The sequence below is a fragment of the Pseudonocardia benzenivorans CB1190 genome (genome assembly GCF_000196675.2).
GTDB classification, from domain to species: domain Bacteria; phylum Actinomycetota; class Actinomycetes; order Mycobacteriales; family Pseudonocardiaceae; genus Pseudonocardia; species Pseudonocardia benzenivorans.
Map to the genome: position 1 here is coordinate 3,066,407 of NC_015312.1, position 18,544 is coordinate 3,084,950.

General features: G+C 74.4%; 24 protein-coding genes. 10 read left to right on the forward strand and 14 right to left on the reverse strand.

Features of this window, described 5'->3' with window-relative positions; all coding sequences use genetic code 11:
- The first annotated feature begins 6 nt into the window (after positions 1-6).
- A complete protein-coding gene (gene hemQ / locus PSED_RS14590; protein WP_013675020.1) occupies positions 7-702 on the forward strand; it encodes a hydrogen peroxide-dependent heme synthase in 696 nt (231 codons plus the stop codon).
- 46 nt (positions 703-748) lie between these two features.
- On the opposite strand, the gene PSED_RS14595 is transcribed toward hemQ, so the two are convergent.
- On the reverse strand, positions 749-1,456 hold the full coding sequence (locus PSED_RS14595) for a LysR family substrate-binding domain-containing protein (RefSeq protein WP_013675021.1): 708 nt from the start codon (positions 1,454-1,456) through the stop codon (positions 749-751).
- A gap of 43 nt (positions 1,457-1,499) precedes the next feature.
- Here PSED_RS14595 and PSED_RS14600 point away from each other — a divergent pair, with 43 nt between their 5' ends.
- Positions 1,500-1,901, forward strand: coding sequence for a DUF5997 family protein (locus tag PSED_RS14600; protein ID WP_013675022.1), 402 nt, complete (start codon positions 1,500-1,502; stop codon positions 1,899-1,901).
- A gap of 40 nt (positions 1,902-1,941) precedes the next feature.
- Here PSED_RS14600 and msrB read toward each other — a convergent pair whose 3' ends face one another.
- Positions 1,942-2,400 (reverse strand): peptide-methionine (R)-S-oxide reductase MsrB, encoded by a 459-nt coding sequence (gene msrB / locus PSED_RS14605; RefSeq protein WP_013675023.1) that lies wholly within the window; start codon positions 2,398-2,400, stop codon positions 1,942-1,944.
- A 39-nt stretch (positions 2,401-2,439) separates the two neighbouring features.
- Positions 2,440-2,751 carry a hypothetical protein gene (locus PSED_RS14610; RefSeq protein WP_013675024.1) on the reverse strand — a complete coding sequence of 104 codons (312 nt, stop codon included), beginning with the start codon at positions 2,749-2,751 and terminating at the stop codon, positions 2,440-2,442.
- 84 nt (positions 2,752-2,835) lie between these two features.
- Here PSED_RS14610 and ligD point away from each other — a divergent pair, with 84 nt between their 5' ends.
- On the forward strand, positions 2,836-3,876 hold the full coding sequence (gene ligD, locus PSED_RS14615) for a non-homologous end-joining DNA ligase (RefSeq protein ID WP_013675025.1): 1,041 nt from the start codon (positions 2,836-2,838) through the stop codon (positions 3,874-3,876).
- Between the two features lie 150 nt (positions 3,877-4,026).
- Positions 4,027-4,260, forward strand: a complete 234-nt coding sequence (locus tag PSED_RS14620; RefSeq protein WP_013675026.1) for a hypothetical protein — start codon at positions 4,027-4,029, stop codon at positions 4,258-4,260.
- A 43-nt stretch (positions 4,261-4,303) separates the two neighbouring features.
- Here PSED_RS14620 and PSED_RS14625 read toward each other — a convergent pair whose 3' ends face one another.
- The 9 genes from PSED_RS14625 to PSED_RS14665 form a co-directional block, all read right to left on the reverse strand.
- Complete coding sequence (locus PSED_RS14625; protein ID WP_013675027.1) at positions 4,304-5,923, reverse strand: alpha/beta hydrolase; 1,620 nt, start codon at positions 5,921-5,923, stop codon at positions 4,304-4,306.
- Between the two features lie 82 nt (positions 5,924-6,005).
- Positions 6,006-6,689, reverse strand: a complete 684-nt coding sequence (locus PSED_RS14630) for a hypothetical protein (RefSeq protein WP_013675028.1) — start codon at positions 6,687-6,689, stop codon at positions 6,006-6,008.
- Complete coding sequence (locus tag PSED_RS14635; RefSeq protein ID WP_013675029.1) at positions 6,686-7,240, reverse strand: DUF6286 domain-containing protein; 555 nt, start codon at positions 7,238-7,240, stop codon at positions 6,686-6,688. Before PSED_RS14635 ends, PSED_RS14630 begins: the two co-directional genes overlap by 4 nt.
- Before the next feature lie 43 nt (positions 7,241-7,283).
- The gene (locus PSED_RS14640; protein WP_013675030.1) at positions 7,284-7,685 is read right to left on the reverse strand and encodes an Asp23/Gls24 family envelope stress response protein; all 402 of its coding nucleotides are present in this window, start codon (positions 7,683-7,685) and stop codon (positions 7,284-7,286) included.
- Positions 7,686-7,690: 5 nt separating this feature from the next.
- The gene (locus tag PSED_RS14645) at positions 7,691-7,870 is read right to left on the reverse strand and encodes a hypothetical protein (RefSeq protein WP_013675031.1); all 180 of its coding nucleotides are present in this window, start codon (positions 7,868-7,870) and stop codon (positions 7,691-7,693) included.
- Positions 7,867-8,172: a hypothetical protein gene (locus PSED_RS14650; RefSeq protein WP_013675032.1), complete on the reverse strand. Its 306-nt coding sequence runs from the start codon at positions 8,170-8,172 to the stop codon at positions 7,867-7,869. The genes PSED_RS14645 and PSED_RS14650 overlap by 4 nt, the downstream gene beginning before the upstream one ends.
- Positions 8,169-8,558 carry a hypothetical protein gene (locus tag PSED_RS14655; protein WP_193788439.1) on the reverse strand — a complete coding sequence of 130 codons (390 nt, stop codon included), beginning with the start codon at positions 8,556-8,558 and terminating at the stop codon, positions 8,169-8,171. Before PSED_RS14655 ends, PSED_RS14650 begins: the two co-directional genes overlap by 4 nt.
- 17 nt (positions 8,559-8,575) lie before the next feature.
- Positions 8,576-9,091, reverse strand: a complete 516-nt coding sequence (locus PSED_RS14660) for an Asp23/Gls24 family envelope stress response protein (protein WP_013675034.1) — start codon at positions 9,089-9,091, stop codon at positions 8,576-8,578.
- A gap of 181 nt (positions 9,092-9,272) precedes the next feature.
- Entirely contained in the window at positions 9,273-10,043 is a 771-nt protein-coding gene (locus PSED_RS14665) for a pyrimidine reductase family protein (protein ID WP_013675035.1), read from the reverse strand.
- A 210-nt stretch (positions 10,044-10,253) separates the two neighbouring features.
- Between PSED_RS14665 and PSED_RS14670 the strand changes: the two genes are divergently transcribed.
- The 4 genes from PSED_RS14670 to PSED_RS14685 are packed head-to-tail and all read left to right on the forward strand — an operon-like array spanning position 10,254 to position 14,113.
- Entirely contained in the window at positions 10,254-11,297 is a 1,044-nt protein-coding gene (locus PSED_RS14670) for a FecCD family ABC transporter permease (protein WP_013675036.1), read from the forward strand.
- Positions 11,294-12,397, forward strand: a complete 1,104-nt coding sequence (locus PSED_RS14675; protein ID WP_013675037.1) for a FecCD family ABC transporter permease — start codon at positions 11,294-11,296, stop codon at positions 12,395-12,397. Before PSED_RS14670 ends, PSED_RS14675 begins: the two co-directional genes overlap by 4 nt.
- Positions 12,394-13,227, forward strand: coding sequence for an ABC transporter ATP-binding protein (locus PSED_RS14680; protein ID WP_013675038.1), 834 nt, complete (start codon positions 12,394-12,396; stop codon positions 13,225-13,227). Before PSED_RS14675 ends, PSED_RS14680 begins: the two co-directional genes overlap by 4 nt.
- Before the next feature lie 31 nt (positions 13,228-13,258).
- Positions 13,259-14,113, forward strand: coding sequence for a PPK2 family polyphosphate kinase (locus tag PSED_RS14685; RefSeq protein ID WP_013675039.1), 855 nt, complete (start codon positions 13,259-13,261; stop codon positions 14,111-14,113).
- Positions 14,114-14,141: 28 nt separating this feature from the next.
- Here PSED_RS14685 and PSED_RS14690 read toward each other — a convergent pair whose 3' ends face one another.
- Together PSED_RS14690 and PSED_RS14695 are read right to left on the reverse strand one after the other, a co-directional pair.
- The gene (locus PSED_RS14690; protein ID WP_013675040.1) at positions 14,142-15,137 is read right to left on the reverse strand and encodes an inorganic phosphate transporter; all 996 of its coding nucleotides are present in this window, start codon (positions 15,135-15,137) and stop codon (positions 14,142-14,144) included.
- 1 nt (position 15,138) lies between these two features.
- Positions 15,139-15,774, reverse strand: coding sequence for a DUF47 domain-containing protein (locus tag PSED_RS14695; RefSeq protein ID WP_041759678.1), 636 nt, complete (start codon positions 15,772-15,774; stop codon positions 15,139-15,141).
- A gap of 143 nt (positions 15,775-15,917) precedes the next feature.
- Between PSED_RS14695 and PSED_RS14700 the strand changes: the two genes are divergently transcribed.
- Both PSED_RS14700 and PSED_RS14705 read left to right on the forward strand, forming a co-directional pair.
- Positions 15,918-17,306: an FAD-binding oxidoreductase gene (locus PSED_RS14700; RefSeq protein WP_013675042.1), complete on the forward strand. Its 1,389-nt coding sequence runs from the start codon at positions 15,918-15,920 to the stop codon at positions 17,304-17,306.
- Entirely contained in the window at positions 17,303-18,544 is a 1,242-nt protein-coding gene (locus tag PSED_RS14705; RefSeq protein WP_013675043.1) for an SAM-dependent methyltransferase, read from the forward strand. Before PSED_RS14700 ends, PSED_RS14705 begins: the two co-directional genes overlap by 4 nt.

Genomic DNA, 18,544 nt, shown 5'->3' on the forward strand with positions numbered 1-18,544 from the left:
GGCTGCATGGCACGCCTCGACTACGCGCAGCTCAACGACACGATCCGCTACACCATGTGGTCGGTGTTCCGCGTCGAGGCCGGCAAGCTCGGCGACGACCGCGGCGCCGTCGCGAGCCAGGCGACCGAGTTCGTGGAGGCGCTGGCGGGCAAGGGCGTCGTCGTCCGCGGGGTGTACGACCTCGCCGGCCTGCGCGCCGACGCCGACTACATGATCTGGTGGCACGCCGAGACCGTCGAGGCGCTGCAGGCGGCCTACGCCGACCTGCGCCGCACCACCGCGCTCGGCCGCGCCTCCGTGCCGGTGTGGAGCCAGGTCGCGTTGCACCGGCCGGCCGAGTTCAACAAGAGCCACATCCCGGCGTTCCTCGCCGGCGAGGAGGCGCGCCGCTACGTGTGCGTCTACCCGTTCGTCCGGTCCTACGACTGGTACCTGCTGCCTGACGACGAGCGGCGCAAGATGCTCGCCGACCACGGCAAGGAGGCGCGGGACTACCCCGACGTGCGGGCCAACACCGTCCCCGCGTTCGCACTGGGCGACTACGAGTGGATCCTCGCCTTCGAGGCCGACGAGCTGCACCGCATCGTCGACCTGATGCGGCACCTGCGCGCCACCGAGGCCCGCCGCCACGTCCGCGAGGAGATTCCGTTCTACACGGGCCCGCGGGTCGAGGTCGGCGACCTCGTCAGCAGCCTGCCGTAGTCCGCCGCCCGGCCCTTCTCCGCCGGCTCGGTGGGTGGGCCGGCTGCTAGCGACGGTGCGTCCCGCGGCGGGCCGGCCGGTGTCGGCCGCCCTTCTTCCTCGCGGGGGCGGGGCCGCCCGGAGCCGGGGTCGCGTCCGGGCGGGGAGTGCGGGAGCTGTTGACCGTCCGCCCGCGGACGATCCCGATGAACTCCTCCATCAGCTCGCTGTTCTCCGCATCCGGCCAGGCGAGGCCGACGCCCGACCCCGGCGCGTCGGCCAGCGGCCGGTACGTGAGGTCCCGGCGGTGGTGCAGGCGGGCCAGCGACTGCGGGACGAGCAGCAGGCCGACTCCCGTGGCGACGAGCTCGACCGCCTCGGCCGTCGTCGCGGGGGCGAACGCCGCGGGCCGCCCCGGCCGCTCACCGGGCCAGTCGAGCACGTCGTCCTGCGGGTGCAGGACGATCTCGTCGGCCAGGTCGGCGACCGTCGCCTCCTCGGTCGCCGTGACGACGTGGTCCTTCGGGACGACGGCAACGGTGGTCTCGGTGTAGAGCGGGATCGTGTGCAGCCCGCTGCGGTCGACCGGCAGCCGGAGCACGGCGGCGTCCACCGCGCCGCGGCGGATCAGCGTCGCCGCCTCGTCCGGGGTCGTCGTGACCAGCTCCAGGGGGACACGGGGCCGGCGTTCGGACCACATCCGCGCCCACTTGCCCGGGGTGACGCCCGGGACGTAGCCGAGCCGGAAGACTGCGGAGTCGCTCGGCCCGGTCACCCGCCCAGGCTATCGGCCGACCCGGCGTCGATATCCTGGGCACATGACGCGGCAGAGGGCGACCCAGACGATGAAGCCCGCCACGGCGGCGAAGAAGCTGGGCGTGTACCTCGACGCGACCCCCGACGAGTTCCGCGCCGGAGTGGTCTCGCGCGACGAGCTCGACGCCCTGCAGGCCGACCCGCCCGAGTGGCTGCGTGAGCTGCGGCGCAACGGCCCGCACCCGCGCCAGGTCGTCGCTGACCGGTTGGGCGTGTCGATCTCCGGGCTGGCCCGTGCCGAGATCACCGAGCCGCTCACCACCGCCCAGATCGCGGCGTTGAAGGAGGAGCAGCCCGAGTGGCTGCGCCGCGAGCGCCTCACCCGGGCCGAGGCCCAGCGCGAGGAGGCCCGGCTGCGGGCGCAGCGCTCCACGACGCGCGGGGGCGGTCCGGCCAGGGGATGACCACCGCGCCCCCGCCGCCGAGCTCGACCCGGCGGGCGCCTCAGGAGGCGGCGTCGGGCTCCAGCGTCAGCGAGATCGAGTTGATGCAGTAGCGCAGGTCCGTGGGGGTCTGGTAGCCCTCGCCCTCGAAGACGTGCCCGAGGTGGCTGTGGCAGTTGGCGCACAGCACCTCGACGCGGCGCATGCCGAGGCTGTTGTCGACGCGTTCGATGACCGCGTCGGAGTCCTTCGGGCTGAAGAACGACGGCCAGCCGCAGTGCGACTCGAACTTCGTCTCGCTGCGGAACAGCTCGGCACCGCAGGCCCGGCAGTGGTAGACGCCGACGGTCTTGGTGTCGGTGTACTCGCCGGTGAAGGGCCTCTCCGTGCCGGCCTGCCGCAGAACCTGGTACTCGGCGGGGGAGAGCTCGGCGCGCCACTGCTCGTCGGTCTTGGTGACCGGCGCCTCGCCGAGCTCGGTGTCGGTGCTGGCCTCCTGGCCACGGCTGAACAGACCCATGCCTCCACGCTAACCGTTCCGGCAAGCGCGCGGCGGCGCTCAGCCGGCGACGATCGCCACGACGGCGGTCAGGATCGTCGAGGCGACGTAGACGACGCCCGCGAGCAGCAGGACCACGACCAGCACCGCCAGCCAGCGGCGCCCGCCCTCGGCGCGGTTGGCCGCGTCGGCGAAGTCGCCCACCCCCGTCAGCGACGCCTCGACGGTGAAGGACGGCTCCCGGCGCATCCGGTCGAGGTGGGCGGCGAACGCCTGCACCTCGGGCTCGGCGGGGTCGAGGCCGAGCAGCTCGTCGTCGAACAGCCGCGACCCGCGGCCGGGGTCGGGCGCCTCCGGTTCCAGGACGGCCATCGCCCGAGGGTAGCCGTCGCGTCGTCGGCGGAACCCCTCCGCGGACGCGTCCGTGCGTCGGGCCGAGGCGGTAGCGTCGCGACCATGGCGGCCAAGACCGTGGTGCAGCTGACAGTGCCGGGGCCCGAGGGCGACCGGGAGGTGCGCCTGTCGAGCCCGGACAAGGTCTACTTCCCGGCGCGCGGCATCACGAAGCGGCAGGTCGTCGAGTACTACCTGGCCGTGTCGGAGCCGATGACGCGCGTCCTGCTGAACCGGCCGACCAACCTCAAGCGCTTCCCCGACGGGGTCGACGGCGAGCCCTTCTTCGCCAAGCGCCTGCCCAAGGGCGCGCCCCCGTGGGTGCGGACCGCGACGGTGACGTTCCCCAGCGGGCGCAAGGCCGACACGCTCGCCCCGTCGGAGCCCGCGGTGATCGCGTGGGCGGCCAACCTCGGCACGCTCGACTTCCACCCGTGGCCGGTGCGCGCGGCCGACACCGACCGGCCCGACGAGCTGCGCATCGACCTCGACCCGCAGCCCGGCACCGACTTCGCCGACGCCGTCGCCGTGGCGGCGGTGCTGCGCGAGGTGCTCGACGAGGCGGGGCTCGTCGGGTGGCCCAAGACGTCGGGCGGCCGGGGCATCCACGTCTTCGCCCGGATCCGGCCCGAGTGGTCGTTCATCGAGGTCCGCCGCGCCGTGATCGCGATCGCCCGGCGGGTGTGTGCGCGCATCCCGGAGCAGGCCACCGTCGACTGGTGGAAGGAGGAGCGTGGTGAGCGCGTGTTCCTCGACTACAACCAGGCGGCGCGCGACCGGACGATCGCGTCGGCCTGGTCGGTGCGCGGGCTGCCACGGGCGACGGTGTCGATGCCGCTGACGTGGGAGGCGCTGCCATCGGTCGAGCCGGAGGACTTCGACCTGCTGACGGTGCCCGGCCTGCTCGCGCGCGACGGCGACCCGCACGCCGGGATGGACGACGCCGTCGGGGGCATCGAGACCGCCCTGGAGTGGTTCGCCGCCGACGAGCGGGACCGCGGCCTCGGCGAGCTGCCCTACCCGCCCGAGTATCCCAAGATGCCGGGCGAACCGATGCGGGTGCAGCCCTCGCGGGCCCGTGCCGGGAAGGACGCGGCGGGCTGACCGGGGCCTGCTCCGGACAGCCGGACCTGCGCGTCGGCTGTGTTCTGCCGCAAGGGGTTCCCCGGATCGGGGAGGGTCGAGGGGGAGAGTAATTTGCTACCCCACGTAGTCGGTCGACCACGGAGCCGACCCGGACCCGAGGGGAGCACGATGAGTCTCGTTGCGGTACTGGCCGGGATGCCGGACCTGTTGGAGCGCACGCTCATCGAGCACGCTCCCGACAGCCGGGGCCAGTGCCGCGAGTGCCGCGACTCGTCGGGCATCTCGGCGGCCTGGCCGTGCATGATGCGGGAGATGGCCGACGAGGCCAGCGACATCCGCAACGGCGGGCTCCCCGGCACGTACGGCGGTCGGCACCGCACCCTGCGCGCCGTGCGCGGCTGACGCCGAGCCGCCCGCGCCGCCGTGCCCGGCCCGCCCGGACAGGTCAGGGCGGGCACACGGTGTTCGCCTGCGGCAGCTGTCCCTGCACCAGCATCCGGTCGACGACCCCGCTGATGCACGGGGTGCGGGGGTAGGACCCGGTTCCGGTGCCCTGCCACGAGACGAGCCGGGCGGTCGCGAGCCCGGCCGCGGCCCGGCGCACCGAGTCGGCCCCCGCCCGCGGGTCGTGCGCCGCGGCGAGCACGAGCAGCGGCGGCGCTCCCGGCACCGCGCCGGGTGCGGGCAGGCCCGGTCCGGCCGGCCACGGCGCGCACGCGAGCAGGCTCGCCGCGAGCGTGGTGCCGAACAGCGGGTAGGCGTCGTGCCAGCGCTGCGCGAGGCCGGCGACGTCGAGGGGCGTGAGCCGGCGGTTGGAGTCGTTGCACAGCGTGGCGAGCGCGGAGTCGAAATGGCCCTCGCGGCCCATCGACGGGTCGAGGAGCGCGAGCATCGCCCCGGGCACGCCCCGGCCCGCGTCGACGAGCGCGGTGGTGAGGGCGGGCCAGGACCGGGGCTCGCCGACCGCGGCGAGCAGCGCGTTCACCGCCACCCCGGCGGTCAGCCTGCGGCCGTCGGCGGCCGGGACGGGCTGCGCGCCCAGGCGCGAGACCAGCGCCGAGACCGTCGCGCGCGGGTCGGGGCCGAGCGGACACGCGCCGCGGGCGGTGCAGTCGGCCGCGAACGCGTCGAACGACTGTTCCGCGCCCGCCGCCCTGGCCTCGGTGAGGTCGGGCTGGACGGCGCCGGGATCGGACGGCCCGTCGAGCACGAGCCGGCCGACGGCGTCGGGGTGCGCGCTGGCCCACAGCGTCAGCGCGGTGGCCCCGTCGCCGATCCCGATCGCCGACAGCCGCGTCACGCCGAGCCGCTGCCGAAGCTGGTCGATGTCCGAGGCGGTGGCCGCCGTCGAGTACGTCGCGAGGGCCTCGGGCTCGTCGAGATAGCAGTCCTGGACGACCGAGCGCGCGTCGTCGAGCACCGAGGCCAGCACCTGGTCGGTGGGGGCGCCCGGCGCGCCGATGCCGGGGTCCGCGCCGATGAGCCCGACCCGGGCGTCCTCGTCGGAGCAGTCGAGCAGGTCCGACCCCGCGCCGCGGCGGTCGAGACCGACGAGCTGGTAGCCGCCGAGCACCGCGGCGGACACCTGGGTGGCGAGCAGCGCCGCGTGCCGGGCGGACGGGTCGGTGGCGCTGTCGCCCACGACGACGAGGGGTGGCCGGTCCTGCGGCGCGTCGGCCGCGGCCACCCGGACGACGCCGAGCCTGCTGCGCCCGCCGGCGGCGCGCGTGGGGTCGGTCGGGACGTCGACGGCGCCGCAGTCGACACGCAGGGGCACACCCGCGGCCGGTGCGGGGTCGCCGAGCGCGGCGAGCGTGTCGGCGGTGCAGTCGGCGAACCGGATCGACGGCCGCATGGGGTCGGGCTGCGGCAGGTCACCCGGAGCCGCGGGCGTCGTCGGCGGCGCGGGTGGGGTCATCGCGTCGCCGCCCCGCACGGCGACCGGCGGGCGCTGCGACGGGCCCACGGCGCAGCCCGCGGCGAGGACGGCGAGCAGGGCGGCGACGAGCAGCCGCGACGGGAGCCGGGTGCGGGAGCCACGCGCGTGTCGTCCTGGTCGTGCCACGCGCCCGATCCCCTCTCCCCGCCGTCGGCCCCAGCCTGTCGCACGACGGGTGAGGCGGGGGTGAGCGGCTCGGGCCGCACCGTCAGCGGACCCGGGGGCCCTCCTCGGTGTCCGCCTCGATCCGGACGGCGACGGGCAGCGCCCGGCCCCCGAACGCGTCGGTGGCGGCGGCCAGCACCTCCTCGGGGATGCGCCGACACACCTCCCCGACGTCGGCGTCCTCGGCCAGCCAGACGGTCAGCCGCAGCGCGGGGTCGCGCTCGTCGCCGACCATCCGGGCGCGGGCCCTGGAGATGCCGGGCAGCGCGCGGGCCTGGCCGGCGACGGCGTCGGCGACCGCGGCGGCCGTCACCGTGAGCGTCGTGTCGGCGCCGGCGTCCAGCGCCAGGTCGGGCCGACGTTCCGGCGAGAGCGACCGGATCGCCCACAGCAGGCCGAGCACGAGCAGCAGCAGCCCCCCGACGATCGCGACGATGCGCCAGAGCAACGGCTGGGCGCGCAGCGCGTCGACGATCATCGGGTCGAGGACCGAGCGCTGCGCGCGCCCCGTGCCGAAGATCCCGAAGGCGAGCAGCGCGGCGCCGGTGCCGGCGAGCAGCAAGACCACGCCCACGAGCCCGACGAGCCACCGGTCGCGCCCGGCCGAACGGGCGACGGCGCGCCGTGCATGCCGGCCGGCCTGCGGGGGAGGGGTGTCCAGCCCCACCGCCGAGCCGCGCGCCGCCGTCGACGGGGTGGCGGCGGGGTCGGGCGTCGCGGCCGTCATCGGGGGCCCGCCTGCCTGCGCACCGCGACGCTGACGCGCGGGCGGTTCGCCAGCGGCAGGTCGTCGAGCAGCGACTCCACGTCGCCGCGCACCGACTCGGCGAGCCCGGTGCCGCCGTCGGTCGGCTCCCACCCCTGGGCGCGCACGCTGATCGCGCGCCGCGACGCGGTGACCGCGGCCGAGGACACCGCGTCGGCCGCCCGGACGCGGCGTCCGACCATGCGGGCGAGCGCCTGCGGCGACGTCGTCACGGTGACGTCGGGGGCGGGCGGGCGCAGCGGTACGTCGTGGCGGCGGGCCGCCAGCGCGACGAGCAGCAGCAACAGCCCGACGACGGCGACGACGATCGCGGTGATCCGCACCGGAGTGGTCGCCCAGACTAGGCCGTCGAGGGTCTGCTGCCAGGAAGGCCAGGGGACGATCACCCCGTCGGACCCGGTGGTGCCGGCGGAGCCGATCCACGCCGCGACGACCTCCACGACGACCAGCACGCCGACCGCGGCCAACGCGAGGCCGAGCAGTGGCGCGAGCACGCGCAGCAGAACGCGCACCGGACCTCCTCGAAGTAGGCGGGCGGACGGGTCGGTCCGCCGATCAGCGAAGCCGCGGCGGTGGTGGCAGTCCGCGCAGCCCGGTGACGGTCACGGCCATCGTCCGCAGCCGGTAGCCGGCGAGCCGGCCCAGCTCCTCGGCAACGGTCGACCGCACGGCGTCGACGACCCCGCGGACCGAGCCGGGGTAGCGCAGGGCCAGCTCGAGCCGCACGTCGACCTCCGCGGCGGGCCCGCCGACGCTGACCTTCGCGGTGGCGCCGGCGTCGCCGACGTCGAAGCCGGCGACCCGGCGCTCGGTGCGCAACGTCCCCGGGACCTGGTCGGCGGCGTACTCGACGATCTTGCGCAGCACACTGGGCGCGATCTCGGTGCGGCCGCGCTCGTCGGCGTCGGTGCCCACCGGCTCCCCGGCGGCCGGGGCCACGGTGCCTGCGGCGGTCACCGTCGTCACCTGTCCTTGCCGCGGCCGACGAGCCCGCTGACGTCGAGCCTGCCGTCGAGCACCAGCCCGACGACGAGCCCGACCGCACCGACGACGAGGGTGATGAGGAAGGCGCCGAACCCGCCGATCGCGCCCGCGGCGCCGAGGACGAGCCCCGCCAGCAAGCCGGTCTGGGTGGCGTTCATGGGTCACTCCTGTGGATGGTCTGGCCTGCGGTTGAGGGGCGGTCGGCACGGTCGACCCTGGTGCGCCGGTGCCGGCGGACGGTGCGGATGAGCGCGACCGCGACCTTCGTCGGCAGCGGCAGGTCGCGGACGAACTCGACGTCGGGCGGCGGTCCGTGCGGCCGCGCCGGGGACGGGCCGGTCCCGGCGTCGCCCGCCCGCAGCGCGGCGAGCCCCGTGACGAACGCCTCCGGGTCCCCGCCTCGATCGGGATGGTGCTCGCGGACGAACGCGCGGAACGCGGCCCGCTCCTCGGGCGTCATCGGCCGGCCCCGCGCGGGGGCTCGACGACCACGTCCGCCACCGTGACGTCGACCGGCCCCGGACGCACCGCGGAGACGGCCTCGCGCAGCTCGGCGACCGTCTGCGGGATCGGCCGGTCGGCGCGCAGGACGACGCCGACCTCGACCGGCTCCCCGGGGGCCCCGACCCGGACCCCGAGCAGCCTGCGCCCGGGCAGGTACGTCGCGACCGCGCCGAACGCCCCGCCGTCGAGGCGGACGACGGCGGGATGCGCGGCGACGACGCGGGCGAGCTCGGTGGCGAGCGCGGCCGTGTCGTCGGGTCCGGTGCGGCCGGCCGTGTCGTCGGGTCCGGCGCGGCCGGCCGTGTCGTCGGGGCCGTCCGGCACGGGGCGGGCGTCGGTCACCGGGGTCGGTCGGGCCGTCACTCGACCCGCGAGGTCACGGTCGCCGGGGCGTCGTCCGCGTCGTCGAGCTCGGGCAGGTGGATGTCGTTGACGGCGATGTTCACCTCGATGACCTCGAGGCCCGTCATCCGCTCCACGGCGGTGATCACGTTGCGCCGCACCGCCCGTGCCAGCTCGACGATCGACGCCCCGTACTCGACGATGATGTCGAGGTCGATGGCGGCCTGCTTCTCGCCGACCTCGACCTGGACGCCGGAGATGTTGGCGGCGCCGGTGCCGCCGCCGGGGATGCGCTCGCGGATGGCGCCGAACGCGCGGGACACGCCGCCGCCCATCGCGTACACGCCGGAGATCTCCCGGGCGGCGATCCCGGCGATCTTCTGGACGACCGATGCGGCGATCGTGGTGCGACCCTGGCCGCTGTCCTCGGCCAGCCGGCCAGGGGACCCGGCGGTGACGCCGGTGGTGCCTGCGGCCCCGGTCGTGGTGGCGGTGCTCGAGGTGGCGGCCGCGGCGGGCGTTGCGCCTGTCATCGCGTTTCTCCTCACGGCGTTGCTCGGTGTCGATGCCCTGTCGATGTGCTCTGTCTCGATGTGCTCTGTGTCGATGTACTCGGTGTCGGTCGGTGCTGCGTGTCGCTCCCGGTGGGCGCGGCGCCGATGACCGGCCTCGCCCCATGCGTACCTCCGTCGGACGCGCGGCGCGGGCCACGCCTCACGCGGTGTCACCTGATCGGTCGATGGGGACGTCGTCCGGGAAATCGTCGGAGTCGTCGGGCCGGACGTAGTGCAGCAGCAGGGCACCGGGGTCGAGCAGGGCGCCCGCGAGGCACATGGGGCGCATCGTCGAGGGCCCCGTCGCGATCCGGCCGGCGTCGCCGCCGACGAGGGTGGGGGAGAGCGTCAGGCACAGCTCGTCGACGGCGTCGGCCGCGGCGAGCGCACCGTGCAGTGCGGGCCCGCCCTCGCACAGCACGCGGTGCAGCCCACGGCGACCGAGCTCGGCCAGCAGGGTCGGGGGGGCGAGGTCGGGCAGCTCGACGACATCGGCACCCGCGGCGCGCAGTGCGTCGCGGCGCTCGCCGGGGGCCCCGGCCGTGGTGAGCACGATCGGCGCAACGGCGGTGTCGGTGAACAGCCGGGCGCCGGGGTCGAGACCGGCCGACCCGGTGACGACGGCGATCGGCGGCGGCAGCGCGCGCCCGACCGTGGGCCGCCGCGCGCCGCGGTAGCCCTCGGCCCGCACCGTCCCCGCGCCGACGAGCACCACGTCGGCGAGCCGGCGCAGCACGCCGAACACGGCCTTGTCGGCGGCGGAGCCCAGGCCGCCGGACAGCCCGTCGACGCTCACCGCGCCGTCGAGGCTCGCGACGAAGTTGACACGCACCCGCGGCGCCGACAGCCCGTCGGGGTAGGCGTAGTGGCGCAGGAGCGCCGCGTCGAGATCGTCCCCGAGGTCCGGCCCTGGCGGCCACAGTCGTCGCACGCGCCCATCCCAGCATCCCGGGCAGGGCCTGTCGCGCCGGGTCGGTGACCGGGAGCTACCAGGCCGTCGCGATGCGTACAAGCGGGGAGTGTGATAGCCACACCTCTGTTGAGCACAGGCGGCCCTCACTTATGGTGGGCGCGACGGGCCGATGGGGCGACGGGTGGCGCGACGGACGGGAGAGGCCCGCGTGACGGCGATGGGACGAGGATGACGACGCTCGCGCGCGAGCGCGCCCAGCGGCCGTCCCGCACACCGCGCCGCCGCCGGCTCACCGGGCTGCTGGTGTTGGCGTGCCTGGTCCTCCTCGTGTGCCTGGCGAGCGTCGCCGTCGGCGCCAAGGCGATCCCGCTCGACCACGTGTGGCACGCGCTGATCGCCCCGACCGGCACGGAGGACGACGTCGTCATCCGGTCGCTGCGCATCCCGCGGACCGTGCTCGGCCTGCTGGCCGGTGCGGCCCTGGGGCTGGCGGGCGCGCTCATGCAGGGCCACACCCGCAACCCCCTCGCCGACCCCGGGCTGCTCGGCGTCAACGCCGGTGCCGCGTTCCTGGTCGTCGTCGGCATCTACGTCTTCGGCGTCAGCTCGCTGTCGGGCTACGTGTGGTTCGCGTTCGCGGGCGCCCTCGGGGCGAGCGTCGCGGTGTTCGCGCTCGGCGCGGTCGGCCGCCGCGGCGGCGCGACCCCGGTGACGCTGGCCGTCGCCGGCGCGGCGGTCTCGGCGCTGCTGTTCGGGCTCACGTCCGCGGTGATCCTCACCGACGTCCGCACGCTCGACGCCTACCGCTTCTGGAACGTCGGGTCGCTGGCCGGGCGCGAACCCGCGATCGCGGGCCAGGTGGCGCCGTTCCTGCTGGCGGGGGCGCTGATCGCGCTGGCGACGGCTCCCGCGCTCAACGCGCTCTCGCTCGGCGACGACGTCGCCCGCTCGCTCGGGCACTCGGTGCGCCGGACCCGGGTCCTCGGCGTCGCCGCGATCACGCTGCTCGCCGGCTCCGCGACGGCGGCGTGCGGGCCGATCGCGTTCCTCGGGCTGATCGTGCCGCACGTCGTGCGCTCGTTCACCGGCCCGGACCACCGCTGGCTGCTCCCGGCCTCCGCGCTCTCGGGTGCCGTCCTGCTGCTGACCGCCGACGTCGTCGGACGCGTGGTGGCCCGGCCCGGGGAGCTGCAGGTCGGGATCGTGCTGGCGCTGCTCGGGGCGCCGTTCTTCATCGCGCTCGTGCGCCGTCGCAAGCTGGCCCAGCTGTGACCGCGACCGTGGAGAAGGCCCGCGGGCGGACCCCCGGCCTGGTCCCGGGGCGCGACCCGCTGCGGCTCGGCCGGTTCTCCGGTGTGTGGCGGCCACGGACCGTCGTCGTCCTCGTCGTGGCGGCCGCGGTGCTCGTCGTCGGGGCGGCGCTCAACATCGGCCGCGGCGAGTTCCCGATCAGTGTCGGCGAGGTGCTGAGCGTCCTGTTCGGCGGCGGCGACCAGGCGCAGCGGTTCATCGTCCTGGACCTGCGGCTGCCGCGGACGCTCACCGGGGCGCTGGTCGGCGGCGCCCTGGCGGTGGCGGGGGCGATCCTGCAGGCGGTGGCGCGCAACCCGCTGGCGGCCCCCGACATCATCGGGATCACGATGGGCGCGAGTGCCGCCGCGGTCGCGGTGATCGTCCTGAGCAGCGGGTTCGGGGCGGTCGGCGCACTCGCGGGAGCGGTGGGGCTGCCGGTCGCGGCGCTGTTGGGCGGGCTGCTCACGGCGACGTCGATCTACGTGCTGGCCTGGCGGCGCGGGGTGCACGGCTTCCGGCTGGTGCTCGTGGGCATCGGCATGAACGCGATCCTCTACGCGCTGGTCAACTGGCTGCTGATCGCGGCCCAGGTCTACGAGGCGGCGCGGGCCCAGGTGTGGCTCAACGGGAGCCTCAACGCGCGCGGCTGGGAGCACGTCGTCCCGGTGGGCGTCGCGCTGGTGGTCCTCGTGCCGGCCGCGCTGGTACTGGCCCACGTCCTCGGCGGCCTCCAGTTCGGCGACGACACCGCCCGTGGCCTGGGCATCCGGGTCGACGCCGCGCGGACGGCGCTGCTGGTGGTCGCCGTCGGCCTCGCTGCGGTGGCCACGGCGTCGGCGGGTCCGATCGCGTTCGTGGCACTGGTCTCGCCGCAGATCGCGCAGCGGCTCGTCGGCGCCCCGCGACCGCCGATCGCGGCGTCGCTGATGGTCGGGGCGACCCTCGTCGTCCTGTCCGACCTCGTCGCCCGCACGGCATTCGGCTCCGCGGAGCTGCCCGTCGGCGTCATCACCGCGGTGCTCGGTGCCCCCTACCTGCTCCATCTGCTCGTCCGACACGGCCGGGAGGCCCGCGCATGACCCAGACCGCCACGGACGGCGCCGGCTCCGCCCTGGTCGCGGCCGGTATCCGGCTGCGCGCCGAGGACGTGAGCCTCGGCTACGGCGACCGCCTCGTCGTCGACGGGCTCGATCTCGACGTCACCCAGAACACCGTCACGTCCGTGATCGGCCCCAACGGCTGCGGCAAGTCGACGCTGCTGCGGGCGCTGGGCCGACTGCTCGTCCCGTCCCGCGGCCACGTGCTGCTCGACGGCAAGCGGATCGACAAGATGCCCACGAAGGAGGTCGCGACGATCCTCGGGCTGCTGCCGCAGGCGCCCAGCGCCCCCGAGGGACTCACGGTCGGTGACCTCGTCTCCCGTGGCCGGCACCCGCACCAGGCGTGGTACCGGCAGTGGTCGGCCGACGACGAGTCGGCCGTCGCGGAGGCGCTGACCTGGACCAACATGGCCGACCTGGCCGAGCGGCCCGTCGACGAGCTCTCCGGCGGCCAGCGTCAGCGCGCGTGGATCTCGATGGCGCTGGCGCAGGGCACCGACCTGCTGCTGCTCGACGAGCCGACGACCTACCTGGACCTGTCGCACCAGGTCGAGGTGCTGGAGCTGGTGCGCCGGCTCAACCGCGAGGTGGGTCGCACCGTCGTCATGGTGCTGCACGACCTGAACCTCGCCGCCCGCTACTCCGACCGGCTCGTCGCCATGCGCGACGGCCGGGTCGTCGCCGCGGGCGAGCCGGCCGACGTGATCACCGAGCCGCTGCTCGCGGAGGTGTTCGGGCTGCGCGCCAAGGTGATCCCCGATCCCGTCGCCGGCACGCCGCTCGTCGTCCCGGTCGGCACGGGAGCCTAGGGAGCCGCTTCCGGACCGCTACTGTGCGCGGATGGCGAAGCCCGTGAGGTCGGCCCGCGAGACGTTCCGCGTGCCCCGCGGCGAGGTCGACCTCGCCGCGATCGATCCGGCCGGCCGTCCGGTCGGGCCGAAGAACAAGGCCGCGGCGGCCGCGGCGATGGCCGAGCTGAACGAGCGGATCGACTCGCGGCAGCAGGCGCTCTACGCGAGCGCCGTCGCCGGCCACGGCCCCCGCGCGGTGCTGCTGGTGCTGCAGGGCATGGACACCTCGGGCAAGGGCGGGGTCATCGAGCACGTCGGAGGCCTGATCGACCCGCTGGGCCTGCACATCGCGTCCTTCAAGCGGCCGACGCCCGAGGAGCTCGCGCACGACTTCCTGTGGCGCATCCGCAAGCAGGTGCCGGGGCCGGGCGTCGTCGGGCTGTTCGACCGCAGCCACTACGAGGACGTGCTCGTCGTGCGGGTCGACGGCCTGGTCCCGGAGGCCGAGTGGCGCAGCCGCTACGAGCGGATCAACGCGTTCGAGGCCGAGCTCGACGAGCAGGGCGTCGTCGTCGTGAAGTGCATGCTGCACATCAGCCCGCAGGCCCAGGCCGAACGGCTGCTCGCCCGGCTCGAGGACCCGACCAAGCACTGGAAGTACAACCCGGGCGACCTCGACGTCCGCGCCAAGTGGACCGACTACCAGGCTGCGTACGCCGACGCGCTGCGCCACTGCGACACCGACGCCGCGCCCTGGTACGTCGTCCCGGCGGACCGCAAGTGGTACCGCAACTGGGTCGTCGCGACGCTGCTCGCGGAGACGCTGGAGGCGATCGACCCGCGCTTCCCGCCCGCCGACTTCGACGTCGAGGCCGAGAAGGCGCGGGTGCGCGCCGCGGTCTGAGCACGCCGGGGTCCCGGCGGGCCCGGGGTCACATCAGCAGGCCGTGCAGTGCCCAGTACGCCAGCGCGGCGACGAGCGCGGCCATGGGCAGCGTCAGCACCCAGGCCACGACGATGTTGCCGGCGACGGTCCAGCGGACCGCCGAGAGCCGCTTCGTGGCACCGACGCCGAGGATCGCCGAGGTGATCGTCTGGGTCGTGGAGATCGGCGCGGCGAAGGCGAAGGCCGTCGTGTAGAGCACCGCCGACGCGGTCGCCTCGGCCGCGAAGCCGCGCGGCGGGTCGAGGTCGATGATCCGCCGGCCGAGCGTGCGCATGATCCGCCAGCCACCTGCGGCGGTGCCCGCCGACAGCGCGCCCGCCGAGAGCAGGATGACCCACCAGGGGATGTCGAAGCCCTGGTGGTAGCCGCCGACGACCAGCGCCAGCACGATCACGCCCATGGTCTTCTGCGCGTCCTGCAGGCCGTGGCCCAGCGCCATCGCGGCGGCCGAGACCGTCTGGGCGTGCCGGAAGCCGCGGGTGACCCGCTGCGGCCTGCCGTCCTTGACCAGCCACAGGATGCCGATCATCACCAGCCCGGCCAGCACGAACCCGACGACGGGGGAGACCACCATCGGGATGACGACCTTCTCCAGGACCCCCGACCACTGCACCGTGCCCGCCGAGGCCAGCGCGGCCCCGACGAGCCCGCCGATGAGCGCGTGCGACGACGACGACGGCATGCCGAAGAACCAGGTGACGAGGTTCCAGACGATGGCGCCGATGAGCGCGGCGAGCACGACGGCGAGCCCTGCCATGCCTTCGGGCGCCGAGATGATCCCCTTGCCGACGGTCGAGGCCACCTCCGTCCCGAGGAACGCCCCCGCGAGGTTCATCACCGCAGCCATGATCAGCGCCGCGCGCGGCGACAGTGCCCGCGTCGAGACCGAGGTGGCGATCGCGTTGGCCGCGTCGTGGAAGCCGTTGGTGTAGTCGAACGCCAGCGCGACCACGATCACCACGACGACCGCGGCGAGCTCCACGTCAGGCCTCCTTGACGGCGATGCTCTCGACCGTGTTGGCGACGGTCTCGAACGCGTCGGCCGCCTCCTCCAGGGTCTCGACGATCTCCTTGATCTTGAGGACCGTCAGCACGTCGAGGGGGCTCGCGTCGTTGGTGGGCGCGAGCAGGTCGCGCAGCAGCTCGCGGTAGGCCTCGTCGCCCTCGTCCTCGAGCGAGTTGACGTGGACCCAGTACTCCCTGAGCGAGTCCAGCTTCTCCAGCCCCGGCATGGCGCTCGCGGTGGCCCGGGCGGCCCGCAGCAGCACGTCGGCCTGCACGGAGATGCCTGCGGGCAGCGCGTCGAGCCGGTAGAGCACGATGCGGTCGGCCGCCTCCTCGATGGCGTCGAGCACGTCGTCGAGCGACGACGCGAGCCGGTAGATGTCCTCCCGGTCGAACGGGGTCACGAACACCGAGTTGAGCTTGACCATGATCTCGTGGGTCAGGTCGTCGCCGGTGTGTTCGAGGTCCTTGACCCGGGCGGCCAGTACCGGTCTCCCGCTGGGCTCGGCCGCCACGAGCTTCGTCAGCTCCTCGGCGGCAGCGACGATGTTCTCGGCGGCACGGGTGAACAGCGGGTAGAACCCGCGTTCATGTGGCGTCAACCGGAAGGCCATGTGCAGCTTTGTACCCGTGACCGCACTCGGCATCCGCGACCGGGACCCCCGTGTCGGTGACCGGGTGGACGTGCGCTGTCCGCGGGGCGACGCAAAGCGGAAGGGGCGTGCACCGGCGACGATTGCCGATTAGCGTCGCGGTCATGAACATCGGTGACGGTGCGGTATCCCCGGCCGACCATGCCGACGCCGTCGCCGACCTGGTGAAACGGTATCGCGAGGTGCCTGCGGGACAGCGGGTGCGGCTCGGCAAGCCGTCGTCCAATCTGTTCCGTTTCGGTGGTTCCGCGAGTGATGTCCGACTCCTCGACACGTCCCGGCTCACGGGTGTGATCAACGTCGACCCCGTCGCCCGCACCGCGGACGTGCAGGGGATGACGACGTACGAGGACCTCGTCGACGCAACGCTCGCGCACGGGCTGATGCCGCTCGTCGTGCCGCAGCTCAAGACGATCACCCTCGGCGGCGCGGTCGCCGGACTCGGCATCGAGTCGACGTCGTTCCGCCACGGGCTGCCCCACGAGTCGGTACTGGAGATGGACCTGCTCACCGGCTCCGGTGAGGTCGTCACGGCCCGGCCCGAGGGCGAGCACGCCGATCTCTTCGCGACCTTCCCCAACTCCTACGGGACGCTGGGCTACACGCTGCGGCTGCGCATCGAGCTGCAGCCGGTGGCGCCCTTCGTCCGGCTCACCCACCACCGGTTCCGCACCGCCGAGGAGGCCGCCGCCGAGACCGCCCGGCTGTGCGACCTCGACGGCGCCGGTGCCGACGTCGACTTCCTCGACGGCACGGTCTTCGACGCCGGCGAGCAGTACCTCACGGTCGGCCGGTTCGTCGACGAGCCGATGCCGGGCGCGCAGGTCTCGGACTACACCGGTCAGCAGATCTTCTACAGGTCGCTGCGGGAACGGCCCGTCGACCACCTCACCGCGCACGACTACATCTGGCGCTGGGACACCGACTGGTTCTGGTGCTCGCGGGCCTTCGGCGTGCAGAACCCGCTGGTGCGCAGGCTCTGGCCGCGCCGCTACCGGCGTTCGGACGTCTACCGACGGCTCGTCGCGCTCGACCGGCGCCACGGCATCACCGACCGGCTGCACGACCTGACCCGCTCGCCCCGCCAGGAGATGGTCATCCAGGACGTCGAGATCCCCGTCGAGGGGCTCGCCCGCTTCCTCGACGTCTTCCACCGCGAGGTCGGTATCTCGCCGGTCTGGCTCTGCCCGATCCGGTTGCGCGGCAAGCGGGAGTGGCCGCTGTACCCGATGGAGGCCGGCAGGCTCTACGTCAACGTCGGCTTCTGGTCGACCGTCGACGCGGTGCCGGGGCGCCCCGATGCGCACAACCGGCTGATCGAGGACCTCGTCGCCGAGCTGGGCGGGCACAAGTCGCTCTACTCGACGGTGCACTACGACGAGGCCGAGTTCTGGCGTCGCTACAACGGCGACGCGTACGACGCCGTGAAGGACCGCTACGACCCGGACGGGCGGCTTCCGGGTCTCTACTCCAAGGTGGTGGGGTCGCAATGAGGGTGGCCGACGTCCTCGGAAGGATCATCGGGGCCGATGCGCCGATCCGGCTCGTCGCGTACGACGGCAGCAAGTCCGGACCGGACGACGCGGAGGTGACGCTGCGCGTCGAGTCCCCGGCGGCACTGGCGCGGCTGGTCTCCGCGCCCGGCACGCTCGGCCTCGCCCGGGCGTACGTCACCGGCGAGATGGTGGTGGACGGCGACCTCTACACCGCGCTCGACGCGCTCGCCGACGTCGCACTGGTGGGCATCCCGCGGCGCGAGCAGGTGCGGATCGTCACCGAGCTCGCGCCGGTGTGGCTGCGCCACCGGCGGCCGGCGCCCGCGATCGAGGCGAAGCCCCGCGGCCGGCTGCACTCGAAGTTCCGCGACAGCCAGGTCATCTCGCACCACTACGACGTCTCGAACCGCTTCTACGAGTGGGTGCTCGGCCCGTCGATGACCTACACGTGCGCGTGCTACCCGACGGACACCTCGACGCTCGAGGAGGCCCAGGAGGCCAAGTACGAGCTCGTCGCGCAGAAGCTCGACCTGCAGCCCGGGATGCGCCTGCTCGACGTCGGCTGCGGCTGGGGCGGCATGGTCCGGCACGCGGCCGCGCACCACGGCGTGCGCGCGCTGGGCGTGACGTTGTCGCGCAACCAGGCCGAGTGGGCGCAGGCCGAGATCGAACGGCAGGGACTCTCGCACCTGGCCGAGGTCCGCCACCTCGACTACCGCGACGTGACCGAGACCGGCTTCGACGCCGTCAGCTCGATCGGGCTCACCGAGCACATCGGCAAGTCGCAGCTCCCGGCGTACTTCCGGTTCCTGGCCTCGCGGCTGCGCCCCGAGGGCCGGCTGCTCAACCACTGCATCACCCACCCGTTCACCACGAACCAGCGCCGCATCGACCCGTTCATCGGGCGCTACGTGTTCCCGGACGGCCAGCTCGAGCCCGTCGGACTGATCATCAGCGCGATGAACGACAACGGCTTCGAGATCCGGCACGAGGAGAACCTGCGCGAGCACTACGCGAGGACGCTGGCCGGTTGGGGGGACAACCTCGAAGCGCACTGGGACGAGGCGGTCGCCGAGGTCGGCCTCGAGCGCGCCAGGGTCTGGCGGCTCTACATGGCCGCGAGCAGGCTCGGCTTCGTCCGTGACAACATCCAGCTGCACCAGGTCCTCGGCGTGAAGCTGGGCGACCGCGGCTGGTCGGGATTCCCGCTCCGGGGGTGGCGCCGGGCCTCGTAG

Coding starts and splice junctions, on each gene's coding strand:
- PSED_RS14645 (WP_013675031.1), bottom strand. CDS start 7,870: ATGAACGCCACCCAGACCGGCTTGCTGGCGGGGCTCGTCCTCGGCGCC.
- PSED_RS14700 (WP_013675042.1), top strand. CDS start 15,918: ATGAACATCGGTGACGGTGCGGTATCCCCGGCCGACCATGCCGACGCC.
- PSED_RS14705 (WP_013675043.1), top strand. CDS start 17,303: ATGAGGGTGGCCGACGTCCTCGGAAGGATCATCGGGGCCGATGCGCCG.
- PSED_RS14610 (WP_013675024.1), bottom strand. CDS start 2,751: ATGGCCGTCCTGGAACCGGAGGCGCCCGACCCCGGCCGCGGGTCGCGG.
- PSED_RS14630 (WP_013675028.1), bottom strand. CDS start 6,689: ATGACGGCCGCGACGCCCGACCCCGCCGCCACCCCGTCGACGGCGGCG.
- PSED_RS14695 (WP_041759678.1), bottom strand. CDS start 15,774: ATGGCCTTCCGGTTGACGCCACATGAACGCGGGTTCTACCCGCTGTTC.
- msrB (WP_013675023.1), bottom strand. CDS start 2,400: ATGGGTCTGTTCAGCCGTGGCCAGGAGGCCAGCACCGACACCGAGCTC.
- ligD (WP_013675025.1), top strand. CDS start 2,836: ATGGCGGCCAAGACCGTGGTGCAGCTGACAGTGCCGGGGCCCGAGGGC.
- PSED_RS14660 (WP_013675034.1), bottom strand. CDS start 9,091: ATGACAGGCGCAACGCCCGCCGCGGCCGCCACCTCGAGCACCGCCACC.
- PSED_RS14650 (WP_013675032.1), bottom strand. CDS start 8,172: ATGACGCCCGAGGAGCGGGCCGCGTTCCGCGCGTTCGTCCGCGAGCAC.
- PSED_RS14680 (WP_013675038.1), top strand. CDS start 12,394: ATGACCCAGACCGCCACGGACGGCGCCGGCTCCGCCCTGGTCGCGGCC.
- PSED_RS14600 (WP_013675022.1), top strand. CDS start 1,500: ATGACGCGGCAGAGGGCGACCCAGACGATGAAGCCCGCCACGGCGGCG.
- PSED_RS14620 (WP_013675026.1), top strand. CDS start 4,027: ATGAGTCTCGTTGCGGTACTGGCCGGGATGCCGGACCTGTTGGAGCGC.
- PSED_RS14670 (WP_013675036.1), top strand. CDS start 10,254: ATGACGACGCTCGCGCGCGAGCGCGCCCAGCGGCCGTCCCGCACACCG.
- hemQ (WP_013675020.1), top strand. CDS start 7: ATGGCACGCCTCGACTACGCGCAGCTCAACGACACGATCCGCTACACC.
- PSED_RS14685 (WP_013675039.1), top strand. CDS start 13,259: ATGGCGAAGCCCGTGAGGTCGGCCCGCGAGACGTTCCGCGTGCCCCGC.